General features: G+C 45.3%; 17 protein-coding genes, 1 tRNA gene and 3 pseudogenes. 10 read left to right on the top strand and 11 right to left on the bottom strand.

What is annotated here, in order from left to right; all coding sequences use genetic code 11:
- Positions 1 to 13 precede the first annotated feature (13 nt).
- From ADJ77_RS12645 to ADJ77_RS12665, 5 genes and pseudogenes are all read right to left on the bottom strand, one after another.
- Complete coding sequence (locus ADJ77_RS12645; protein ID WP_025079006.1) at positions 14 to 946, bottom strand: Abi family protein; 933 nt, start codon at positions 944 to 946, stop codon at positions 14 to 16.
- A gap of 376 nt (positions 947 to 1,322) precedes the next feature.
- Positions 1,323 to 1,631, bottom strand: coding sequence for a helix-turn-helix domain-containing protein (locus ADJ77_RS12650; RefSeq protein ID WP_025079005.1), 309 nt, complete (start codon positions 1,629 to 1,631; stop codon positions 1,323 to 1,325).
- The gene (locus tag ADJ77_RS12655; RefSeq protein ID WP_025079004.1) at positions 1,619 to 3,679 is read right to left on the bottom strand and encodes a bifunctional DNA primase/helicase; all 2,061 of its coding nucleotides are present in this window, start codon (positions 3,677 to 3,679) and stop codon (positions 1,619 to 1,621) included. Before ADJ77_RS12655 ends, ADJ77_RS12650 begins: the two co-directional genes overlap by 13 nt.
- Complete coding sequence (locus tag ADJ77_RS12660; RefSeq protein WP_025079003.1) at positions 3,676 to 4,056, bottom strand: MerR family transcriptional regulator; 381 nt, start codon at positions 4,054 to 4,056, stop codon at positions 3,676 to 3,678. The genes ADJ77_RS12655 and ADJ77_RS12660 overlap by 4 nt, the downstream gene beginning before the upstream one ends.
- 56 nt (positions 4,057 to 4,112) lie before the next feature.
- Positions 4,113 to 4,378 (bottom strand): annotated as a pseudogene (locus ADJ77_RS12665) (helix-turn-helix domain-containing protein).
- Positions 4,379 to 4,961: 583 nt separating this feature from the next.
- Between ADJ77_RS12665 and ADJ77_RS12670 the strand changes: the two are divergent.
- A pseudogene (locus ADJ77_RS12670) lies at positions 4,962 to 5,132 on the top strand (IS1380 family transposase); the annotation flags it as partial.
- A 576-nt stretch (positions 5,133 to 5,708) separates the two neighbouring features.
- On the opposite strand, the gene ADJ77_RS13960 reads toward ADJ77_RS12670, so the two are convergent.
- Positions 5,709 to 6,110 carry a hypothetical protein gene (locus tag ADJ77_RS13960; protein WP_148301618.1) on the bottom strand — a complete coding sequence of 134 codons (402 nt, stop codon included), beginning with the start codon at positions 6,108 to 6,110 and terminating at the stop codon, positions 5,709 to 5,711.
- Between the two features lie 91 nt (positions 6,111 to 6,201).
- On the opposite strand from ADJ77_RS13960, the gene ADJ77_RS12680 reads away from it, so the two are divergent.
- A complete protein-coding gene (locus tag ADJ77_RS12680) occupies positions 6,202 to 6,675 on the top strand; it encodes an SMI1/KNR4 family protein (protein WP_025079000.1) in 474 nt (157 codons plus the stop codon).
- Positions 6,676 to 6,767: 92 nt separating this feature from the next.
- A complete protein-coding gene (locus ADJ77_RS12685) occupies positions 6,768 to 7,196 on the top strand; it encodes a hypothetical protein (protein ID WP_025078999.1) in 429 nt (142 codons plus the stop codon).
- A 371-nt stretch (positions 7,197 to 7,567) separates the two neighbouring features.
- On the opposite strand, the gene ADJ77_RS13965 is transcribed toward ADJ77_RS12685, so the two are convergent.
- Positions 7,568 to 7,720, bottom strand: coding sequence for a hypothetical protein (locus ADJ77_RS13965; protein ID WP_154663410.1), 153 nt, complete (start codon positions 7,718 to 7,720; stop codon positions 7,568 to 7,570).
- A gap of 250 nt (positions 7,721 to 7,970) precedes the next feature.
- Here ADJ77_RS13965 and ADJ77_RS12690 point away from each other — a divergent pair, with 250 nt between their 5' ends.
- The 5 genes from ADJ77_RS12690 to ADJ77_RS12710 all read left to right on the top strand — a co-directional run bounded on the left by ADJ77_RS12690 (position 7,971) and on the right by ADJ77_RS12710 (position 16,789).
- Positions 7,971 to 9,590 carry a BACON domain-containing protein gene (locus tag ADJ77_RS12690; protein ID WP_025078998.1) on the top strand — a complete coding sequence of 540 codons (1,620 nt, stop codon included), beginning with the start codon at positions 7,971 to 7,973 and terminating at the stop codon, positions 9,588 to 9,590.
- Positions 9,591 to 9,834: 244 nt separating this feature from the next.
- A complete protein-coding gene (locus ADJ77_RS12695) occupies positions 9,835 to 11,439 on the top strand; it encodes a BACON domain-containing protein (protein WP_025078997.1) in 1,605 nt (534 codons plus the stop codon).
- 17 nt (positions 11,440 to 11,456) lie between these two features.
- Positions 11,457 to 14,219, top strand: coding sequence for a S8 family serine peptidase (locus tag ADJ77_RS12700; RefSeq protein ID WP_050696495.1), 2,763 nt, complete (start codon positions 11,457 to 11,459; stop codon positions 14,217 to 14,219).
- Positions 14,220 to 14,230: 11 nt separating this feature from the next.
- Positions 14,231 to 15,184, top strand: coding sequence for a PorV/PorQ family protein (locus ADJ77_RS12705; protein WP_025078996.1), 954 nt, complete (start codon positions 14,231 to 14,233; stop codon positions 15,182 to 15,184).
- A gap of 42 nt (positions 15,185 to 15,226) precedes the next feature.
- Positions 15,227 to 16,789, top strand: coding sequence for a hypothetical protein (locus tag ADJ77_RS12710; protein ID WP_025078995.1), 1,563 nt, complete (start codon positions 15,227 to 15,229; stop codon positions 16,787 to 16,789).
- A gap of 518 nt (positions 16,790 to 17,307) precedes the next feature.
- Here the strand turns inward: ADJ77_RS12710 and ADJ77_RS12720 are convergent.
- From ADJ77_RS12720 to ADJ77_RS12735, 4 genes are all read right to left on the bottom strand, one after another.
- Complete coding sequence (locus ADJ77_RS12720) at positions 17,308 to 18,060, bottom strand: PepSY-associated TM helix domain-containing protein (RefSeq protein ID WP_244148566.1); 753 nt, start codon at positions 18,058 to 18,060, stop codon at positions 17,308 to 17,310.
- 608 nt (positions 18,061 to 18,668) lie between these two features.
- Positions 18,669 to 19,394 carry an SDR family NAD(P)-dependent oxidoreductase gene (locus ADJ77_RS12725; protein WP_050696497.1) on the bottom strand — a complete coding sequence of 242 codons (726 nt, stop codon included), beginning with the start codon at positions 19,392 to 19,394 and terminating at the stop codon, positions 18,669 to 18,671.
- Positions 19,391 to 19,639, bottom strand: coding sequence for a hypothetical protein (locus ADJ77_RS12730; RefSeq protein WP_199897365.1), 249 nt, complete (start codon positions 19,637 to 19,639; stop codon positions 19,391 to 19,393). Before ADJ77_RS12730 ends, ADJ77_RS12725 begins: the two co-directional genes overlap by 4 nt.
- Positions 19,640 to 20,682: 1,043 nt before the next feature.
- A tRNA-Ser gene (locus tag ADJ77_RS12735) sits at positions 20,683 to 20,770 on the bottom strand.
- A 267-nt stretch (positions 20,771 to 21,037) separates the two neighbouring features.
- Here ADJ77_RS12735 and ADJ77_RS14610 point away from each other — a divergent pair.
- Positions 21,038 to 21,227, top strand: a pseudogene (locus ADJ77_RS14610) (hypothetical protein); the annotation flags it as partial.
- A gap of 389 nt (positions 21,228 to 21,616) precedes the next feature.
- On the top strand, positions 21,617 to 22,075 hold the full coding sequence (locus tag ADJ77_RS12745; RefSeq protein ID WP_025078992.1) for a hypothetical protein: 459 nt from the start codon (positions 21,617 to 21,619) through the stop codon (positions 22,073 to 22,075).
- Positions 22,076 to 22,085: the final 10 nt, after the last annotated feature.

A 22,085-nucleotide genomic window follows, 5' to 3' on the forward strand; every position in this document is an offset into this window, starting at 1 on the left:
CCATCGTATTATATTATTTCCACAAAGAGTATTCTCTCCATTTTTCAGGAAAGCCCATGTCTTTCAAAACTACCAATTTGGGAGATTTGTCCAATAGGGTGAGCAAACTCTTTCTAAATGAGCTATCAGGACTGATTATTTGCTGCAAATACAAAATTACAGATAAGTAGGCAAACAACTTATTGTCCCTTATCGTTGCAGCTTCTTGCTTTGACAAGAAAGGATAATTCGTTCTATAAGGAAACTTCAAGCCTATTGTAAAGCGGCGATTCCATACACGACTATGATGGGCACAAGTATTGCGTAAAGACGATAAACCATGCATCCAATTCTTCAGAATATCGACATTGTATAGTCCCAAATCCCTGCAAATTGTTTTACTAGAAGGGTTATTCTTGTCCAAAGCAAAAAACAACTTACTCAATGTTCCCATAGAAACAACCTCTAAGGTCATCCACGCTGGCGGAAAAGCAGGTTCGCTATATTTTTGATAATAATGAGCTATAAAATCCTCATTACTTCGCTTGACCTCTTTCATTAAATCCCCTACAACAGGGTGTGTCAATGCGATAAACTTATCGTGGTGAAAGTATAACTTATGATTGAGAAACCAAAAGGCGTCATTTTCATCAACGGAATAAGTTAAGGCGATTCTTGTTCTTAATGCCACCTCGATTTTTTCAATGGCATTGAAGATTAAAGAGCGTAAACGCCTATCAAAACAATAAAGGTCTATCACATCTTGAAAAGAAATGTCCTTTCTCAGAAATTCGTGATTAGCATCTTTCCCATTATTTTGAAAAGGGTATGTGTATGCTCGTAATCTATAATAACTTATGTTATAAAGATATTGGGACGCAAGTTTTTCGTCTCCAATATTAAGTCCTCGATCGCATAGCTTTTTAACCTGCTCAGATGTGTCTATGGGCTTCTTTTCGTACCTCATAACCGTATATAAACTCGAAGACCTCCCCGGGTGCGCTGTTCTGATGAGAAGCGTGGGAGGTCATATTGACTGCAAAATTACTGCTTTTTTTTGAATGCGCAAGGAAAATGCCGAAAAAAATCATTGCAAGTGATAAATTTTCCATTAAAAGTAGCATCAAATGTAGAAATTACAAATATTTTTTGTCCGCAACGCTATCTTTATCGGTTCAATAGTTTCAAACAATATATGGTAAATTCCTTATCAAAGAAATAAGCGAGTGCTGTTATCTTTGTGAGCGGTAAATCCGCGACCAACTTTTTACTTGCAAAGGTAATTATTTTGTTGTGTAAACACTTGCATTTACACAACAAAAATAATCTAATCAGGAAATCAATTACCAACCATCTCGCTTCCGTACCATTTCATCTATCTCTTCCCGAAGGAAAAGCAATCGACCGTTAGCCTTGAGATAGGGGATTTTCCCAGCCCAAACCCAGTTGTAAATGGTCTTTTGTTCCACTTTGAGAATCTTGGATACATCAATGATATCCAAGTATTCGGCTTTCAATGGTGGACGGACAGTCGTGTCAACAGATTGATCCTGCAGAACAAGCAGGCGGTCGAGTTTATCCTCGACGCTTATCAGCTTGTCGAACAGGCGTTTTTGCCAAGTGTCTTCGGTTTTATAATCTAAGTACGACATAGTTCTCCTTTTTGATAGTTACCATTGGTATCTTGTGCCAAGATACGTTGTTCTTTCATATAGGCGATGTATTTCTTTGCAGTTCTGTCCTTGATTTCCATTTCGCGCATCAGAACCTCACAAAGTTCTTGGTAAGTGAGCTTGAAAGAATTTTGGAAGGCTTCTTTGACAACGACAATGAGTTCATCAGTCTTGCGCTTTTCCTTGTCCTCTTTAGACTTCTCGCCACGATAGACGTGCATGTCCTCAGCCTTATCCCAGCCGAAAAGCATCATCGGTACGTCCAACGGACTTCCGTCACGGACTTTCAATGCCTTTACCACTGAGTATTCGGGATTATCGTCTTTCTCAATGGAGAGTATCCCTGCTGCCTTTCGTTGAAGTTCCGAGCCGATATGCCCACGGAGTTTGATTCCATTCGGTACGAAGTGTAGCACGCAGATGATACAGGTATTATAAATCCCAGCCAAGCGATAAAGCTCGTCCACAATGGCAATACTTTCCGTTTCATCGTTGGCAGAACGTATCAAGTCGGCTATTCCGTCAATCACCACGAGGTGGATGCCTCCATGCCTGTGATGGAACAAGTCCATACTCTCACGGATAAGGTTCAGTCTGTCCTTACGAGACAGAGAGGCAAGGTACAGAGAATGGCAAAACTTCGGTACTGCCGTCAAAGAAGCCCTACGCAGTGTCTTACCCAAGTTCTTGTGCAACTGTGCCTCGGACTGTTCCGTGTCATAGTGTAGGACCGCCAAGCCTTTGGGATTGGGGGTAATCTCTAATCCCAAGGTCTTCTCTATCGGCAATCGTTTTTCTCCCAACGCTCCGGCAAGGATGGCACCCACATAGTTGCTCTTGCCTGTCCCCTCACCTCCAGTAATGCAGAACAGGTTATCCTGTGTGCCGAGTGGCACACCGTTTACTGCTACTACTGATTTGGAAATGTCCGGTGGATTCTCATAATCAATCTCACAGGAACGTAACATCATCATGGTTTGGCTATATAGATCTGAGAACATCTTGGCAAGCAGCTCTTTCAGTTCCTTTGCCCCGTTGCCCAAGGCAAAGAAATCAGAAATGTCTTTTTCAGACTTCGTACCACTTAGCGGAAGTGAAAGGTTCAAGACCTTGTATTCCACCAGATGTTCAGACTGTTTATGTGCCTCCCGTACACCTGTTTCATCCGCATCATACAAGAGTATTATATGCCTAAAACGAAGCTGAAGGCTCTCAATGATACTTGTCGGTATCTGTGCGGTTTCACTGTTGAAACAAATTGCATTGAAGCCGTGTGCATACAATGAGAGTACATCCTTTTCACCACCTGTAATGAAAAGCATATCTCCTTTGGCAGGAATCTGCTCCATTCCGAAGCAATACGTGGCAGGCATCCGTCCACCATAAAGAAAGCGGATTTTTGGACTGTGAGGTCGGTATATCTTTACATAGCCATTTCCTATATAGGCAAACATAGGTTCCGTAGGTGAGCTATAAAGTTCAAATTTCTTACCTTCGGTAGATACACTTTCATAGCGTTTAAGACTCCGTACACGAAAGCGACGGAGTGTATCCTCATGGATGCCGTAATGCGCCCAATAGTTCAGCAGCCCATCGTCAAATGGCTGTATCTCAAAACTATATGGACGTTCTTCCGTGCACTTGTTCATATCAGCCTTAGGAGTGGGAACAATAGTTTTTTTATATGCTGACGTGATATGGCTGCTATGCTTTTCACCATCACATAAAGAGTACAATCTAAGTTCTTGTACAATCGTTTCCAATACTTCGGGAAAACTTGTTTTCAGGTTCAAGTTACGGAGGGTTGCCACAAACCAGAAACAATCCCCTGAATATGTGGTATCTCCATGATCATAGAATTTGTAAGAAGAAGTTTTCCTGTCGTAGTAGATATGGCAGGAAGCCCGCCTGTCGTCATAGAAAGGACTTCGGAAGTTGCGATGAAGGTTTATCTCAAAGCCAAGGAAATGTGAAAACACATTCAGACCTCCTTGTGTAAGTAAAAGAATCTGTTCCTTTTCTATCATAATTGTCGGTTTTTAGGGTTAAGACATGAACTCATGATGAGATTGTCCTTGAAACGGTTGAGCCGCCCAAGAACCTCATCGTTTCTCATACCTGATACGCGGAGTCGGTTACACTTCGTGGCTATCACGATAGACTTGAAGAAGTAGCGTACATCGCCACCCTCCGTGTAGCGATACCGTACCAACTGCTTCTTGCGCCAGCGATAAAGGGTGGACTCTGAAACATTCAGAGTCCCGATAAGGTCTTTGGTGGTCATCTCTAGCTCTTCATCTATATCTTGGATAAGATTAGAAGTGCGCTCAACATACTGCTCTATTCGGTTGAGCCTATCTATCAGTTCCTGATAGGCTTGGCTTTCTACTGCTAGTATTTCCATCAGCGTAATCGTTTGGTTTTAATTGTTACATATTCTATTCCAAGTTCACTGACTAACTATGAAAGTCTTCTGAATGCTTCCTCAGTAAAAACCTCCAGATGAATTTCTGCTATAGGTAAAGGACCGGGCTGCCCATTACGTGCAAGAAACTCAAATATTTTGGTAGACTGGATGCCACCTTTGAAGCGTACATCAGAATTTGTTCAAGGGTCATTGCTGTCTTTCCTCTTTCCCAGCGCGAGATCCGACTCGAACTAACTTTCAGAATAACAGACAGATACTCCTGCGAATAACCATTTTTCACTCTTGCTGACTTCAGCATTTCCAATAACTTTTTCATACTTATAAAGTTACTAAAACACCGTTACAAGAGCAACCCGCCACATGCAAATGTTTGCACACTATGCAATCCGTCTTGCAGACGGCGCAAGTTTGTTTGTTAGTAGCGGAATACACAGTGTACCAATAAATATAACGAACTAAATCTAAAACATTTTATTACTCTTATATCTTTGTATAATTATTATTGTTTTGTAAAACTCCAGTGCAAGGTGCAAGTCCCTTTATATATAAGGGCTTGCACCTTGCACTGGAAAATGTAGCAGTAAAATCTCTAAATATTTATGGCACAAAGATTTGGAGATATAAACAAAAAGATCTAACTTTGTACTCCGAGAATGGGAGTGAGCGTGCTTTCAACAGATAGTCAAAATAGCGGTCATAAACCAGTCAGTTTGCTGCTACATTTCTGCTACAGAGACTGTCAGTACAAAAAGGTAAATATTTAGCTAACAGCGATAAGGACATATTGTGGATTAGTTCAGGCTGGTCCACATAGAATATTAAGGAGTTACAGCAATGTAACTCCTTTTTGCTTATCTGCAAGTGAACTTTTGAATAGCAAAGTATTACCCGGTGCCGACACCGTGGGGCGTGGACTGAAGGAGCTTGCCAAAGAGAATATTGTCTACAAGAGCGAGACGTCAGACAGGGCTTACAGTTTTAACACTGCAGAGAAGCTGAACACCTTACTTTTACGGATGATACGGAGAATGGGGCTTATAAAGGGTTCTTCCATTAAATGCATGGATGTTTTTCGTATAGCTTTAAAGGAAGAAGCGGAGTTGTTCATTAAATAAAAACATAGCCAAGACCGCCTTGTCTACCTACTTTATTATCATCCTCCGACACAGAAAACCTTTTCATGTCAATACTTTGAAAAGGCAGACAACAGCTTGAAAAATCATGACATAATTTCGGGTAAAATATCTACAGATAAAGGCAAAAATACGTATAAAAAGCAAGTTTGCAACCAGCAGTAAATCAGTTAGTTATAAAGTCATGCAAGAAAAGGTGCTTAATTGGACTTCAAAAGGGCGTCAGTAAGACCTCAAAAGGGCATCTATTGCAAGTCAATTGGGCGTCTTTTAGAAGCCAAGAGACCATGTATTGGTTTTGAGCTGCATGAAAATAGTTTACAAAAAGCGGTCAGCATGAGAATAAGTTGTTTGTAGAAGACGGAAGGACGTGGTTAGTATTTGCCTTTTCTACATTCTTATCTTGCGCTTTATCCCTTTTTGTGAGACCGTCCGATCTTGGATAGTCATACCATACAAGCGTATAAGCCTTTGTTCTGTTTCCAATCTATGCATTTAACGGAAGAACCATTTTATATTTACAGAAAGCGGTGCAGAGCACTTCATTGGCATAGTCTTTTGGCAACAATTCCATCGTATGCTTCGGACGAAGTGTTGGCTGGAGAGGTGCAGGCTTAGCGGTCTGGCAGTTCGGTGATGGCGTGGTGGAGCGTCAGGAATTACATTAACTTGAAATGAAGTGGGGACAGGCGATAGTCTGATGTGAGCTTGACGGATGGAAAGGTGATTGCTGCAGAAGTTCAGTCCGCTTTCTTTTCCGAGGGGCAGAATAATCCAGCTGCCGTCATTGCGGATAAGATAATTTTTCCTACCTTTGCCAAGGTCTGCAGTTTCAGATTGAAGACAGTGAGAACAGACTGGCTGCAAAGAAGGCTGGTGGGTAGACAATGGCTTCATAAGTGAACGATGAGATGAAGTTCCTTATAGGCGCAACCAGCCTTAAAAGAAGCATCGTCCCTGTTTTCAAGAATGGTTAAATCACGTCATTATGAGCATCGAGAGCATAATCAGTAAAATACAGGAACTAAAGGATGAATATGTTAGTTACTTCAAGCCGGTTGATGATGCCGACATTCACCTTTATGAAAGCAAAGTGCCGTTCAGCTTGCCGGAAGCGTATCTGGAGTTTCTAAGGTTCTCAAATGGTATTATAATATGTGGCGATGAGATGCTGGGAATCAACAACCAGCCATTCGACCTTGTCAGAGCCTATGATATGGAACATTATCAGACAGCCTTCCCGATGCCCGACTATATCGTTCCCTTTGCTCCCGATGGCGGGGGAAATTACTATTGCTTTGATACCTCTGACAGTAACAGGATAGTCTTCTGGACCTCAAACTATGAATATTCTGCCACTGACAGGCCAGAGGTTGTGAACCATGACTTCTGTGATTGGTTTCATGAGGTTATGTTGGAATGGAGTATAGACATCATCGGCAGTGATATTTTCAAGTCTTAGTCAGGTGTCGTCCGCTATACTTCTTCAGACCGGCTGTCTGCACGGAAGCAGGCTTGGATATGTAGGTAATTAATCAGGAACACCTGTTTGTTATGGAGAAGTTCAAATTAGATAATTTCAGGAAAGAGTATGGTATGGAAATGCTGGTTGTCCGTACGCTGCCATCTGGTGAATGCCGGGCGATACGGCAGGGCATACTTCAGAAAATGAAGGTAGACAGCCTTGCCGGTTTCTTCAGAAAGATGGAAACAGAGTTTATAACGGTTGAGAATGCAGGTGCTGAAGATGAGGAGATTGATTGGCATAAGATTCTTGGTCAGTTAGGAATCCCTGTGCCCCGTGAAGTTTATTTGAACTTTGGTAACTTCGAAACCATAGATGTCATGCTGTTCAAGGACTTCTGCAAGTATTTCAGCGATGTATGGTATCCTTCATCCGATGATATTGAGCTATTCGACAGAACAGGAACTTGGATTATTTCGATAAGGCATTATGGTGCTTTATGCTATGCGAAGCTGTAGAAGCGTCTATGGCTGAAACAAGGTATAGATATCTAAGGAAAAGAAGAGTAAGCCCCCCTGTGGGAACAGCCACTGCGGCAACGGAAAACACACGCCAGCATCCGATGGTCTAATGACAAGGAAAACCCCGTTTTAATTTACCCAAAAATAGGTATTGTCGTATCAATGAGAAGAAAGTACCTTTGCAGCGTTATTTTTTTACATATCATAACGAAAATGAAGTTATACAGAAAAGGAAATAAAAGGATGCGTTCAGCAGAGGTACTGGCTTGTCAGTGTGCAATTCGAAGTCAGGTCTGATGATGTCAATGGGAATTACAGGCAGTTTGTTTTTCTCTATGGAATATTAATTGTCAGGTAGGTGTACGGAATCAATTGCCGGTATGTTCAACTCTGTTTCCCAGCCAGTCTGCTGTCATGAAGAAGGAGGATGGTGCGCTATACGTCCGATATTGGATGACAGAGCGGTGGAAAAGAAGCTCCAGACGGCTGGCAAAGCAAGCATAGGCATTTGGGAAACGCATTTGTGTTTGGTTTTGATAGTCTGCATGATGAAAACAAATGACAGACGATTAGTTTATTTTAACTCAATCGACTTGCTTTTATTCTCATTAAATAATATATTTGCGACAAAAGGTCTGACATGAAGCGAACAGGATAAGTGCCATGTTTTTAAGTCTTTAGCGATGATAATGCGTTAGAGATACAGATGCATTCCTCTGAAAATAGTTCTAAATCAATATGTATTTTTATCTGATAAAAACCTTGAAGAGTATGGAATTAAAAAAGACACTTTACTCCCTAATGTTAGGTGGAATTCTTCTTTGCCTGTTCTCATGTGCAAAGGAAGATGAATTCGAGTTGCCAACACTGGTCCTTTCGGAGAACAATGTTACGTTTGACAAAGGAGTCGGTGAAAGGAACATCAGTGTGACAACGAACCAGAGCAGTTGGGTTGCATCGTCTCCACAGGAAGGCGACTGGCTCTCGCTGGTTCAGGATGGCAACCTCCTGAAAGTGAAGGTGGGAGAGAACAAGATGGGTACGGAACGCCGTAGCTACGTGCTCGTGAATGCCAATGGTGCTACCGGTAAGGTAGAGGTGAAGCAGAGTGCGGCTGACGTGACGCTTGACGTTGTTCCGACAGAAATCTATCTGCCGCAGACAGGTGGCGAAAAGACGGTTGACGTTACGACCAACTCATCAGTTTATGATGTTACAACCAGTGAGGAGGTCAGCTGGCTGAAGATAGTCAAGTCTGAGGAGGAGATAAAGCTGATAGCTGGGCGCAACGATAGCTACCAGAAGCGTGAGGTGAAGCTCTATGCCAAGAGCGGCAGCGTGACCCGTGAAATCGTCGTGTCACAGTCGGGCATACAGCGTTATATCCTTCCTGTCAACCCCGGTGTACCGCAGGATGCACACAAGATAATGGAGTATGAGCTTGGACGAGGCAGCTATCTGCGAGAGTACCAGACAGCCATACCGGCATACGGACTTGAAGAAATGTACACCTTCATTACCCCTTCGCCAATATTCACACTGATACAGTATTGCAGTCCTGACGGCATTACTCCTTCGCAGATCATCACTGTCGGCGACGGAAGGAAAGCCATAGATGCCGTCAAGGACAAGGCTTTCGAGAAGTTCCTCACTGACAATGGCTATGTGCGCAGCAACTCCGAATCAAACAGGGAGTATATGAACGAGAAGGAACTGATGTCCCTGAAGGTTTATATATCAGAGAAGGAGAACAATGAAGGCGTAAACCTTACCTTCAATCCGATTATGAAGCAGGTGGGTGAATACAAGACCTTCGACAAGGTTCCTTACTATCCGCTTGAGCTTCTGCAGAAAGATGACGTGAAGCTGGCACAGGTTGAGCAGTACGAGCAGAATGCAGGCAGCAAGGAGGAAGAACGCTCAATGAATGAATACAAGGACACGGAGGTGTCACAGTTGCAGTACACGCTGAAGGGAACTCCCGGTCCGGCAGATGCTTACGGACGTATCCACATCTTCTATACAACCGACAAGGACGGCAACGCTCCTGCGAAACTTGGAAGCGTACAGATTGGTGCATTGCTCTTCAAGGACACAGGTCTCGGTGTGTGGAAGTATGGAAACAAATGGGTCGTTACGAATGAACTCAAGAAGAAACTCGGTGAAGACGGTTTCTCTTTCCTCCGTTCTTCAGGCAATACCCACTTCTTTGTACGTGAACGCGACCACCTGCTCATAGCTGTTACATGCGTATCCGACAATAATGTTCCTGTCCTCGCATTGCTCTACAACTACGACCCGTCAGTGTCAGGTGCAGGGAGCAAGGCTGTGAAGGCGCAGGAGAAGATGGTCAGAAACTTCCTTGCAGCAAAGAAGGCTTTGAAGTTTTAGCCAAGTGACTTAGGTCTCGGATACAGGTTTTATGTATGCAGAAGGGCATGCTGCAAGCATCTTGATGCCCGGACGGTTGTCTGTCTGTGCAGGAAAAGATGCCTGACGGCAATGCGAGCAACGGTTAATTGACAGGCAGGCATCAGTTGGGATGCAGTCGATGCCAGCTTACGTTGCAGGCAATACCTCTGCTATGCTTCTGAGACTTGGGTCGAATGATAACTTTATTTAAATTTTATCCGATATGCGTATAACAAAATTACATAAGCTGTTGCGGTTCTCCTTCCTATGCCTTGTATTGGCAATGGTGGCAGGATGTGCCGAGAATGACAGTTTCGAGCAACCGCAGCTGAGCGTTTCAGAGAAGGATATAGCGTTTTCCAACCAGATGGGTGAGAAGACCATTACCGTGAGCACGAACTGCAAGGAATGGGTTGCCACGACGCCGAAGCCGTGGGTGCACCTCACACGGAACGGAAACGAGATAGCCGTGCAGGTGGATGCCAATACGACTGGTGCGGAAAGAAGCAGTTACATCCTTGTTGACGGCGGTCTGGCTGTTGAGAAGGTAATGGTAAAGCAGAGTGCTGCCGACATCTCGATTGATATTGCCAATGGTGAGATTATACTGCCACAGGTGGGCGGTACGACTACCGTAGACGTGAATATGGAAAGCAGCATGTATGAGCTGCTGCAGAACGAGAAGCCCGAATGGCTGCAGGTTGTGAGGAAGAAGCATGCGTTGAAGTTCATTTCCAGACCTAACTATGACGTAACGGAGAGGACGACAAAACTCACGATAACATTTGGCGGAAAGAGCAGTGAGGTGATTGTAAGACAGCCCGGTGTGGCTACATTCATTCTGGCTTGCAATCCCGGCAATCCTTTCAGTCTGCATAAGATGATGGACTTTGAGTATCGCAGGGGCAGTCTGCTTCATGAATACGGCGGTCCGGACACTGCAAACGGAATATACGAGGAAAGCTATTTCTTCAGGACACCGTCTCCTTTGTTCAAGGACGTTGTGTATGTTCATGATACAAAGTACTTCACACCTACCCGTATCTACACCCGTTCGCTGGTAAAGGAAGGCGTTGATGCAGTGAAGTCGCAGGCTTTCCAGGACTTCGTGAAAGCCAATGGATATGTGAGGGATGAGAAAGACCCTAACCACTATGTCAATGTGAAGGAGTCCATGACCATGGACGTTGACATTATGGAGAAGAACAACAGTGTCGTACTGTTCTTCTATCAGATGCACTCACAGGACCGTGATTACGAGACGTTCAAGAGTCTTGACCTTGGTCCGTTAGAACTCCTTGACAAGGCTGACAAGAAGGTCAGTGCCGTAGAGGAGTATGAGGCGAGCCAGAACAGTGAGGAGATGAAACGGCAGGTTTCCAAGAGCAGGGAGATTGAGGCGATTCTCTACAAGACCACTGACCCGACGTTGATAGCCCGTACTTACTTCTTCTATTTGCGGGGAGGAGACTCTCCTGCTCCACAGGACAAGGTGGGTAGTGTTGAACAGTATAGCCTGTTCTACAGCCAGCCAAACTTAGGTATATGGCTGTATGGCAGGGAATGGTTCGTGACCCGTGAGTTTGACAAGCTGCTTACCTCAAACAACTTTGAGTTTGTAGGCTACAGCGGTAAGCATCATGTCTATGCCCGTCGCTCTGATTATCTTACATTGGCTATCTCTGGTGGAGAGTTTGCCGACGTGAACAACGGAAAGCCTATAATGCAGATCAGTGTGCTGTACAAGCCTACAGTCTTTGCAGGCAGTAAGCAACAGCGTATGGCAAAAATAGAAAGTATGCTCAAGAAACACAATCCAAGCAGATAATATTGAAAGGAATAGTGATGAGAAAATCTATTATATACTTATGTGCGTGTGCTATCTCTGGTATGATGCTTACGGCATCGTGCCAGGACAGCCTGGAAACGGAAACAGCCAATTCCAATACACGCTCTGTTAATATTGACAAGGATATCTTTGCTGTGAAAGGCTGCATCCATGTGAAGCTGGCAGAGGGCACCAACCAGTCTATACCCAGAACCCGTAGCGGGAGTGTAGAGATGCAGAACGTACCCTCGGCAATGTCTTCTGCAATGAAATTTGCGGGTGCTTATAAGATGGAAAGGGTCTTCAAGCCTGCCGGAGTCTATGAGGCACGGACTGTGGCCGAGGGGCTTGACCGCTGGTACACCGTCTATTTCGATGAGAGCAAGGATGTTGCGGCAGTCGTACAGCAGTTCAGCAAGACAAAGGGAGTGGAATATGCAGAGCGTGTTCTGCCCATCGTGCGCCCTGAAATAACAGCAAAGCCTTATACCGGTTCAGCTACAGGCGCAAGCATGCAGTCGGGTTCGGGCAGTTTTGATGACCCGCTTCTGGCAAAGCAGTGGCACTATTACAATGACGGTTCGGTGAATGCACGTGCAAAGAAGGGTGCTGACTGTAACGTTAAGCCTGTATGGGAGAAGTACACAACAGGTAAGAACAACGTCATTGTTGCCATTGTAGATGGCGGTGTCGATGTCACCCACGAGGACTTGGTGGACAATCTCTACATCAATGAGAAGGAGAAGAACGGACAGCCCAATGTGGATGATGACGGCAATGGCTTCGTTGATGACATCTACGGCTATAACTTCGTTGAGGCAAAGGATGTTGTCGGGGGCAGGATAGAACCTGATGATGAAGGGCATGGTACGCACGTTGCCGGAACTGTAGGTGCACGCAACAACAACGGAAAGGGCGTTGCAGGCGTTGCAGGCGGCGACGGTACAGCAGGCAGCGGTGTGCGCCTTATGAGTTGCCAGATATTCAGAAAGAAGGAGGAACAGGGCGATGCGGCAGCAGCCATCAAGTATGCAGCTGATAACGGAGCTGTCATCTGTCAGAATTCCTGGGGATATGCGTCAACTTCAGGTGTGACCTCGATGCCTAAGTTGCTGCAGGAAGCAATAGACTACTTCATCAAGATGGCTGGCTGCGATGCTAACGGACAACAGCGTCCAGACTCTCCGATGAAGGGTGGTGTGGTAATGTTCGCTGCGGGTAATGAGAACAAGGAGTTCTCTGCTTATCCGGCTTGCTATGCGCCGACCGTCTCAGTCTCTGCAATGGCTTGGGATTTCACCAAGGCAAGCTACAGTAATTATGCCAAGTGGGTTACGATCATGGCACCGGGTGGCGACCAGGACCGCTTCGGAACGGAAGCAGGTGTGTTGAGTACCGTGCCGAAGAGCAAGTCTTCCTCAGGCTATGCTTACTTCCAAGGAACATCAATGGCATGTCCGCACGTGTCGGGTATTGCTGCACTTATCGCATCCTACTTCGGAAAGCAGGGTTTCACCAATGAGGAGCTGAAGTCGCGTCTGATTACAGCATACAGACCTTACAACATCGATGAACAGAACCCTGGATATAAAGGGAAGTTAGGTAGGGGTTATATTGATGCTGAGGCTGCCTTTGAGTCTGACACGAAAATTGCGCCGGAAAAGGTTGGAATGCTGAAGCTGACGCCTGACTTCGTAGATATTAAGGCTGAATGGAGCATTGCGAAGGACGAGGATAAGACCGCAACCTTCTACAGATTGTACATCAGTCCAGGTGAACTGACTGCTGAAAGTCTCAAGAATATGACCTACAGGGAAGTAAACGGCATGGGACACAGTTTGGGTGAGACGCTTGAATACAACTTTGATGCCCTGCAGGATAACAAGGCATACAGCATTGCTGTTGTGGCTGTAGACCGTTGGGGAAACCTTTCCGACCCTGTCATACAGAAGTGTACGACGAAGCTCAACCATGCACCAGAGGTAACCGGCTTCCCGGAAGGAGTGGTTGAGGTGAGTGAGAACGAGCGAAAGTCATTCAGCTTCAATGTTGCCGACCCTGACGGACATAACTGGGACATAAAGGCTACTGGCGAGACCAAGGGCGTATCTTACACCTTGAACCAGTCTAAGGTGACCGTCAACCTTGTTCCTGTGCTTGAAGCAGGCAGCTACACCTGTACGTTTATCCTCTCCGACGACCTTGGAGCAACGGCTGAGAAGAGCTTTACGTTTAAGATTGTCAAGTACATTCCGCCACAGCTGGAAAAGCCATTCGACAACTATATCATAGGTCTTGATGAGGGTGTGGTGACGATTCCATTGGCAGGACATTACACGTATAGCGGCAAGAACCAGCTTACTTACAAGGCGGATGTGACAAACAGCAGCATTGCTACAGCTACAGTCAACAATGACAACCTGCAGCTGAAACCGCTGGCAAAGGGCATCACACGCATAAACATCTCTGCTTCAGATGGTCGCCAGACATCTTCTGACGGCTCTTTCCAAGTCCGTGTCGTCGAAAGGAAGTCAGCTCCTGTTTATGTAGTTTATCCTATTCCGGTGAAGAAGGACATCAATGCCCTGCTCAATCCCGAAGTAAAACAGGCAGAATTCGTTGTCAGCTCTACCGTGGGCGAGCGACTGATGTCAGCTGTCGTGACGCCTGACAAGAACAATGTAGCGACGCTGAACCTTTCCAAGTTGAACCCCGGAACATACAAACTTACCGTATATACAAGTAAGGGCAATCACAGTCAGATGTTCATCAAACGATAAATACAACAAGTATGAATTCAAAACATATCATTATAATGGCTTGCGCAGCACTTCTCGGTGCTACGCAGGCTGATGCCCAGGGGCAGGACCTTTCGATATTGACAGCAAACACCGATGCCCGGACAGCTGCCATGGGCAATGCGTCGGCAGCTGCCGAGGGGATGTATCTGTACAATAATCCTGCTGCTTTCTTCGCTGTGGACAAGAAGCTCACGGCTGATGCTTCTGCTTCCATCTTTGAAAAGGGAGAAGGTGAAGAAGGGACATTCGGGGTGTACGCAACTACTGTGGGCTATAAGTTTGCCAGTCGTCATGCAGCCTTTGCCGGTTTTCGCTATGCTGGTGGATTGAAGTTGAAGGGTTATGACCTCCTTGGAAACCCAACCAAGGACTATAAGCCTTATAACTGGACCATTGACTTTGGTTATACCTATCTGATTGGTAATGGATTTGCTGCATACGCAACGGGGAGTGTCATCTTCAGCCATCTTTCAAAGAATGCCACCGGCGGTGCTTTCAGCGTGGGTGCATCCTATCAGAACAGCAGTATGAACTTTGCCGGCAAGCCTGCCAGTCTCGTGCTGGATGCCAAGGTCGGTGCAATAGGTCCTAAGCTCGACTATGGCAACGGCAGCAAGACCTCACTGCCTACGCATTTTGCTGTGGGGGGGGCGTTGGCTGTTGATGTAGCAGACAAGCATCAGGTTGCTGCAGCTGTATCAACACGTTACATCTTCCAGCCGTCAGACTTCAAGACGTTCATGGCTGGCGGTGGACTTGAATACACCTACGATAGGATGGTGTCAGTGCGTGCAGGCTATGAATACGGCGACAACAACCTCAGTCATTTCACGATGGGTGCAGGTTTCAAGTATCACGGACTGCGTCTTAACGGAGCCTATATGCTGAAAACCGCCGATGCTGGAAGCAGCTATTGCACCATCGGTATCGGATATGATTTCTAAAGAAGGCAAATGAACTATTTATCTCATTTAAAATATCAGATTATGAAAAAAACTTTATTCTCTATTTGTGCTTTGTTACTGAGCCTTACAGCTTCGGCACAGCTGGTGGACACACCGGAAGGAAGGCTGATAGACAATATGTACCGCACCAGTGACTCCTGGGTTAAGAAGAGCTGGACAAGCATGGAAGCTGGTAAGTATGAAGGATTGGTTTCCAAGATTGTGGAAGGAAAGGATGGCTGCCTTTATGTTTATAATCCCCTGTCAGGACTCGACAGCAAGTCATGGCTGAAGCTGGAGAAGGTGAGCGACGGTAAGTACAAAGCCGTTCTGCCGCAGGTAATCTACAAGGATAACAACGGTGGCGATGATGATGACGAGTCTGTAAGCTCCGAGCGTATCTTCACCTTGAACCGAATGAAGAACAAGGGCAACGACAAGTACGAGGTTGTTGCAAAGGATAAGAACTATATGGAGTTCACCTGGGACGGCACAACGCTCAAGATGCTTGGCGTCGGTTCCAAGAACGAAATCCTGGGAATGGTCTATAACAAGGATACATGGGAAAGCCGTTACGGCGACTGGGGTGTAACCATCCAGACCTTCGATAACAGTCTTGTCACGCCTCCTGCTTCTGCTGAAAAGAAACAGTACACCCTCACCACCAAGGAGGAAACCTCTCCGCGCATCATTGAGACAGCTGTCAGCGGTGACGACATCTACCTGAAAGGTATCTTCAAAAGCAAGAAACTTGCCGATGTATGGGTGAAGCTGACAAGGCAGGGCGACAAGGCTGTGATGCTCACGAACCAGTATCTGGGCAGAACAGTAAAGACTGATTTCATGAACTATTCCAACGACATGGCTGAATATCATACTTATGCAGCTGCTTTCGACAACGCTACAACTGTTGCCGACAAGCTCGAATTCACAATCAATGCTGCAGACGGTAAGCTGACGAGTGACAAGATGCTCAGGATTGTGATGGGTAAGAGCAGTGCAGCAAACATGCCGAAAGAAGAGCTTGAGACATTGGAGGACATTGTGCTGACTCCTTACCAGCATAAGGCAGGCAATCCGGAGACACCGAAGCTGCACTACTGCTCGGCTGTTGAAAGCTACGACTACTCTACGACGACCATTACTCTGGCGTTCTATGTGAAGAATGTGGATGTTGACGGCAACTATCTCAATCCGGAGAAGATGTACTATAATGTCTACATCAACGACAGCAAGGAGCCGTTCAAGTTTACAAAGTCCCAGTTCTTCTATCTGGACAAGGATATGACTGATATTCCTTTCAACTATAAGGACAAGCGGAACGATGACATCAAGATTGCCGGTGACCAGCGCATCCTCCACTTCTATGATGCTTCCATCAGAAAACTCTCTGTAGTGATGGTTTACGAGGAGGATGGCAAGAAGTATTCAAGCGAGCCGATGACCACACAGGTTACTACAACCGGTATCGAGAATGCTACCATCAACAAGAACACTACAGAGAAGTATTACACTGTTGATGGTCGCCAGCTCCAGCACTTGCAGAAAGGTCTGAACGTCGTGAAGTCTTCTGACGGAACGACAAGAAAGGTGCTTGTGAAGTAATTGCTCTTTAAACAGACAATGAAGGTGCATCAAACATAATTGTACCTTCGGAGAGTGTTGCAGATAGTAACCTGTCCGACATAAACAGCCATATTGAAGCATAACCTGCTGCAATATGGCTGTTTTTTATAGTCAGGTTTGCTGCTTTCATCGCAGCTTCTCTGGTCGTTGAATCAACAAACTTGTAGGAAGTATTCTTCCGTACAGAATGTTTTGTTAACTTTGTCGGCGGTGTCATGGCAGATTGTTGTCTGCATGGCTTGGTAATTTGTGAGAGAATGAAACCCTGCTGCTTGGTGCGGATTTCTCACAGAAGAACACAGAAGAACAGACTGGACGGAACAAAAAGCACAAAGACCTAAAGGTCGAAGAATTCACAGAAGCTAACTCCCGTCAGCAGGCATGCAGGCGGTGTGCCCTGTGCCTTACCGCTGGAAAACATCTTGATACAGTCCCCTGTCTTGACTTCTCACCTACCTATGTGTTGTGGACTGTGCTGCACACGGTAGTAATCCTTTCTATGCTTTGGCTTTCTTTCCGTAGTTTCTCTTCCACCACATATAATAACCGCTGATGGGGAGGAAGCCGCCGATGAGTACGGCAATTGCGTGGAGGATCATCGAGAACCAGCCACCCCATTTGCCCGTGTGGAGCTTCTTGAAAAGTTTTTTGCCGCCAGACTTCTTGTCCTGCCCGTCTTTCTTCATGTCCTGCGATGCACCATCCTGCTTCTGTGCCTGTTCCTTCATCTGTTCCGCATTTCCGCCAGCAAAGGCATCTTCCTTTGTTGCAGTCTGTTTGGCATCGTCTTTTTTCATCTCCATCTTCATCTCCTTCTGCTCGGTTTCCTGTCCGAAGAGTCTCGACATGCCCTGTTTGTACCATTTGAATGAGAATACAGGACCGGTGAGAGCGGTGATGAACAGGAATACGAAGGCATAGATGCCCAGTGATACGTGTGTGTCATAGACAAAGCGGCGGAAGCCCTTGTCGGTGCTGACAGTCAGGCGGTTCTTCAGCATCTTCTTGCTCTTTGGCCACCATGCAACAACGCCCGTGAGCAGCACAATCGTCATGCACATAGTCGTGACAGCCGTGATGATACGTCCGACGGAGAGCCCTCCACGTGGATTTTCGGGTATCATAAAGAGCCAGCGGTGCAGCTGTTTGACAGCTACGAGGAACGGAACCTGCTTAGGGTCAGCATCAAAAGCCGATGCGATTTCGCCCCCTATGAGCAGTACCAGTCCGCTGAAACATAATATAGCCATAAACACTCCAAGTGGTAATGCTAACCATCTGTGGATTTTCAAACAAATTTTTCTCATATTCTAATTTTCTGTTATTTTGTTACTTGTTTCTTCTTCAGTTCTGTCTTCTTTCACAAGCCCTGTTTCCCGCTTCCCACATGAAGCTGGCGGGACTTGATTATATAAGATGGTTTAAATCCCTGAAAGTTTGTTTTAGAGCCTGAAAATTAATATTTATTCACATATCCAGCTCCTTCTTGTCCAGTCATTGACTTGCGAAAGTTATGCTTGGAGCGGGATTTGGCTGTAAGAAAAGAAGAAAGGATGTTGTGAAGTGTGGGATAAACCCAAATCGGTTCGTTAAAGCTAAACATATTTTGTTTGTCTGTGAAACGCAGATATAGCGGACTACATCAAGTTAAATCAAGGTAGGCAAATGTCGAAAAAAGATAAGGCACACGGCGTAACGGGGTAAGCGGAGGTGAAAGATGATAATACAGAGGCACCGTAGGGACAAAGAGGCAAGAAGCTGTTGCCCCCCCATGTCGTCAATATATTCTTTTGCTCCATCACCTATGGTGTCCCTGTGTTTAATCTGGTTTCCGTGTAACTCTGCTTTTCGTATTGCTTTAGCACAGCTTCATCCGTCTCCATATCCAGTTGGGAATGAGCCTCCAGAAGAAGGTGAGGATGCGCCAGCGAGTGTCGATGACGCAGATGTGGCGGCGGCTGTTGATTGCTTTCACAATGCTGTGCGCCACATTCTCCGTGGTCATCAGCATAGGGAGATGTGATGTGCCAGCGAGTAGGGGAGTGTCGACAAATCCCGGTCGGATGTCCGTGAAGTGGATGTCGTGATGCTTGCAGGCAGCCAACTGCTCCAAAGCCTGCAGATAGGTGTTCTGCATTGCCTTTGTTGCACTGTAGGCAGGAGCAGGTCCGAGTCCCTTCGTTCCGGCTATGGACGTGATGCAGGCGATGTGCCCTCCGCCATGAGCTGCGAAATAACGATAGGCACAACCCACCATTCTCGTGAAGCCGGCAGCATTGGTTTCCATCGTCTTGAGTTCTGTTTCAGCCTCCAGCGTGGGGTTCTTCCATCCGATCCCAGCTGCATGGAAGTAGAGGTCGAGCCCACCCATGCGCTCGATAAGCTGCAAGAGGGAAGCCTCTGCGCCATCGTCAGTTACATCAATCCGTGCCGTGTAGACACGCTCTGGCGCACAGTCCTGCAGGTCGGCGAGCTTCTCCATGCGGCGTGCTGCCACACCGACTGTCCATCCCTGCGTGATGAGCAGTCGTGCCACCTCATGCCCGATGCCGCTGCTGGCACCTATGATGATTGCTCTTTTCATTTCAGTAACTCCTTAGGTACAAGTTCGTTGAGGCTGTCTTCTCGGATGATCTTCGGTGCTGCCTTGCCAGGGAGCACCAGTATTTTCTTGCCATTGCGATAGATGTGCAGCTGGCGTGAGCGGATTACTGCCGTTATTTCCTCATCTGCCTGCATCGCCTGCCATACGGGATGGTAAATACCATCCTCCTCAAACAGCTTCTTCTGCAGGTGCGAACACATGTTGGTTGTATCAATTTCTATCATAACCTATTCCGGGGTTTAATGTTGGTGCGTCGGCAACACACCGTTTTTCATTCTTATTTTCTGCAAAGTTAGGAAAAATAAAGCCGTATTACAAGCAATGGAAAGGAAAATAGCCTCTAATGTTATTGGCGGAAGGCGGTAGACAGTCTGCGCCTGCTTTTCAGCATAGGGAAGTGGAAACAAAAAGGTCTTCCGTTAAATGCATAGATTGTATCTATGAAGGCTTATACACCTGCATGGTATGACTATCCAAAAACAGATGGTCTTGCAAAGGGGAACAAGTTGCAAGGTATAATGCAGGAAAGACAAATCGATATTTTGCCTATCTATTAACAAGTTTTCCGTCTTCTATAACTTATCTCCATACTAACTGATGTTTGTAAACTATTTTCATGTGGCTCAAAACCAATACATGACCTTTTGGCTTTGAAAAGACGCCCAATTGACTTGCAATAGATGCCCTTTTGAGGTCTAACTAACGCCCTTTTGAAGTCCAATTAAGCACCTTTTCTTGCACGACCTTATAACCAACTGATTTGCTGATGGTTGCAAACTTGCTTTTTATACGTGTTTTAGCCTTTATCTGCAGGTGTTTTATCCGAAATTATGTCATGATTTTTCAATATCTTATCTGCAAATTTTCGAAGCGTTAACATGAAAAGGTTTTCTGTGTCAGAGGTTGAAAATAAAACAGACAGCCAAGACCGTCTTGACTATGTTTTTGCTTAATGAATGACTTTGGTTCTTTCGTTAAAGCTATACGAAAAGTGTCCACGCATTTAACCCAAATCGTTCATTAGACCACAATGTTCATAATTCCTGCGTTTTGTGTTGTTTCCTAACATCTTTCATTTTCTTGTCGGCATCTTGTCAGTCTTTGTAACTTGACGTAGCCCGCTACGCTTGCGTTGCAAAGACAGACAATCTGTTCGACTATAAAACAAAATCTGTTCAGGCTCTAATGACCGATATGGGTTTGACGGAAGAACCACAAAAAAAAAGGTGTAAACCACGTAATCCGTTGGTTTACACCTTGTCTGTTGCGGAAAGAGGGGGATTCGAACCCCCGATACCCTTTAGGGGTATACAAGCTTTCCAGGCGTGCCTCTTCAACCACTCGAGCATCTTTCCTTGATAGTTTCTGAACATAATAGCTATGTGTCAGACCTATATTTGTCTGCAAAATTAGGACTTTAGTTTTACAATAATGCGACTGTAAAGCGTATTTTAAATTTCTTTAAGTCTTTTGGCGGTCTTTTTCTTTCCCCTTAATTCCGCAGCTTAAAATCTTTTAGGAAATTCAAGTGCCTGAGAAACAAAGTCTTCAATACACTTAGATGTGTCGGAATTTTCAGCTATCTTGGTGCTACGAACATAATAAGCAAGCAAAAATCAGGCATGACAAAGCTAACAGTTATAACCGAGAACATCACTTCTTTCGGAGGATTTTGTCACGTCATGGATGTTTTTCAAAGTTGGGCTTTGAAGAAGTTACCGAATCCATATCGGGCAAACGCAGATGCCGTGGCAAGGCATTCAGTCATGGAAGCATTCAGGATTCTCTCTCTTCTTCAGCTACCTTTATGGTTTTCATACTCCCCACTTGGTTTGGGTGGGAGAGTGATGCTTAGACAAGACCAAGCCTCCCGAAGATGTCATCATGTCAATGTACAGACTTCCAAAAACATCACAATATATGAAATTGTCTCACTAAGTAATAATGCTGCGAAGTTGAGATTAAATCCAAATCAGCCATCAGACCACAATGCCCGATTGGGCTTTAAGACAACATTTTTTTAGATAACCCGCGTGGGATTATTCACTTATTAACATAAGAAAGCCGTTTAAATAAAATTAGCTTAGCAATAAATGCCTTTTTACATTATTAATCATCTTAATTCCATATTATTTTTATATCTTTGCGCCTAAGAACAAAATCTTTGATAAGTATAAAATAATAACTTAAATATTAAGAACATGGCCATTTTTGATTATGGAATTGGTGGTAATGAGGTAAATGTCGACGCTAATGAGTCGATTGCCGACATTCCTTCCAACAGAACTTTGTTAGTACAGAAACTAACTGATGAGGCACCAGTAAGCCCGGAGACAGTCTATGGTTTGCAGACAGTTGAAGAGGTCTTTGACCATTTCTCACCATCTGTTCAGGTGGAAATGCAGGACGACAACGGTGAGGATGTTACTGAGACGATGCACTTCAAGAACCTTGGCGACTTCGATTCGAAGAAGTTGAAGGAGAACAGTGCTTTCCTCAGCAAACTTGATGTGGAGAAAGAGCAGAACATCAAGATCGCACGCCAGCTCTCTTCAAACAAGGCATTGCTCAAGGCACTTGCTAACCCGGAGACACGTCAGGCTGTCATTGACCTCTTGCAGGCTTCACTTGACGAAATCAATAACATAGAAGCCAAGTAAAGATCAAAAC

The sequence above is a fragment of the Prevotella fusca JCM 17724 genome (assembly GCF_001262015.1).
Lineage (GTDB): Bacteria > Bacteroidota > Bacteroidia > Bacteroidales > Bacteroidaceae > Prevotella > Prevotella fusca.

Excerpts from the sequence above, each read along its gene's own strand:
- ADJ77_RS12710 (WP_025078995.1), top strand. The coding sequence starts at position 15,227 with ATGAAAAAAACTTTATTCTCTATTTGTGCTTTGTTACTGAGCCTTACA.
- ADJ77_RS12655 (WP_025079004.1), bottom strand. The coding sequence starts at position 3,679 with ATGATAGAAAAGGAACAGATTCTTTTACTTACACAAGGAGGTCTGAAT.
- ADJ77_RS12660 (WP_025079003.1), bottom strand. The coding sequence starts at position 4,056 with ATGGAAATACTAGCAGTAGAAAGCCAAGCCTATCAGGAACTGATAGAT.
- ADJ77_RS12680 (WP_025079000.1), top strand. The coding sequence starts at position 6,202 with ATGAGCATCGAGAGCATAATCAGTAAAATACAGGAACTAAAGGATGAA.
- ADJ77_RS12690 (WP_025078998.1), top strand. The coding sequence starts at position 7,971 with ATGGAATTAAAAAAGACACTTTACTCCCTAATGTTAGGTGGAATTCTT.
- ADJ77_RS13965 (WP_154663410.1), bottom strand. The coding sequence starts at position 7,720 with ATGCGTTTCCCAAATGCCTATGCTTGCTTTGCCAGCCGTCTGGAGCTT.
- ADJ77_RS12650 (WP_025079005.1), bottom strand. The coding sequence starts at position 1,631 with ATGTCGTACTTAGATTATAAAACCGAAGACACTTGGCAAAAACGCCTG.
- ADJ77_RS12730 (WP_199897365.1), bottom strand. The coding sequence starts at position 19,639 with ATGATAGAAATTGATACAACCAACATGTGTTCGCACCTGCAGAAGAAG.
- ADJ77_RS12725 (WP_050696497.1), bottom strand. The coding sequence starts at position 19,394 with ATGAAAAGAGCAATCATCATAGGTGCCAGCAGCGGCATCGGGCATGAG.
- ADJ77_RS12720 (WP_244148566.1), bottom strand. The coding sequence starts at position 18,060 with ATGGCTATATTATGTTTCAGCGGACTGGTACTGCTCATAGGGGGCGAA.
- ADJ77_RS12700 (WP_050696495.1), top strand. The coding sequence starts at position 11,457 with ATGAGAAAATCTATTATATACTTATGTGCGTGTGCTATCTCTGGTATG.
- ADJ77_RS13960 (WP_148301618.1), bottom strand. The coding sequence starts at position 6,110 with ATGAAGCCATTGTCTACCCACCAGCCTTCTTTGCAGCCAGTCTGTTCT.
- ADJ77_RS12695 (WP_025078997.1), top strand. The coding sequence starts at position 9,835 with ATGCGTATAACAAAATTACATAAGCTGTTGCGGTTCTCCTTCCTATGC.
- ADJ77_RS12645 (WP_025079006.1), bottom strand. The coding sequence starts at position 946 with ATGAGGTACGAAAAGAAGCCCATAGACACATCTGAGCAGGTTAAAAAG.
- ADJ77_RS12745 (WP_025078992.1), top strand. The coding sequence starts at position 21,617 with ATGGCCATTTTTGATTATGGAATTGGTGGTAATGAGGTAAATGTCGAC.
- ADJ77_RS12705 (WP_025078996.1), top strand. The coding sequence starts at position 14,231 with ATGAATTCAAAACATATCATTATAATGGCTTGCGCAGCACTTCTCGGT.
- ADJ77_RS12685 (WP_025078999.1), top strand. The coding sequence starts at position 6,768 with ATGGAGAAGTTCAAATTAGATAATTTCAGGAAAGAGTATGGTATGGAA.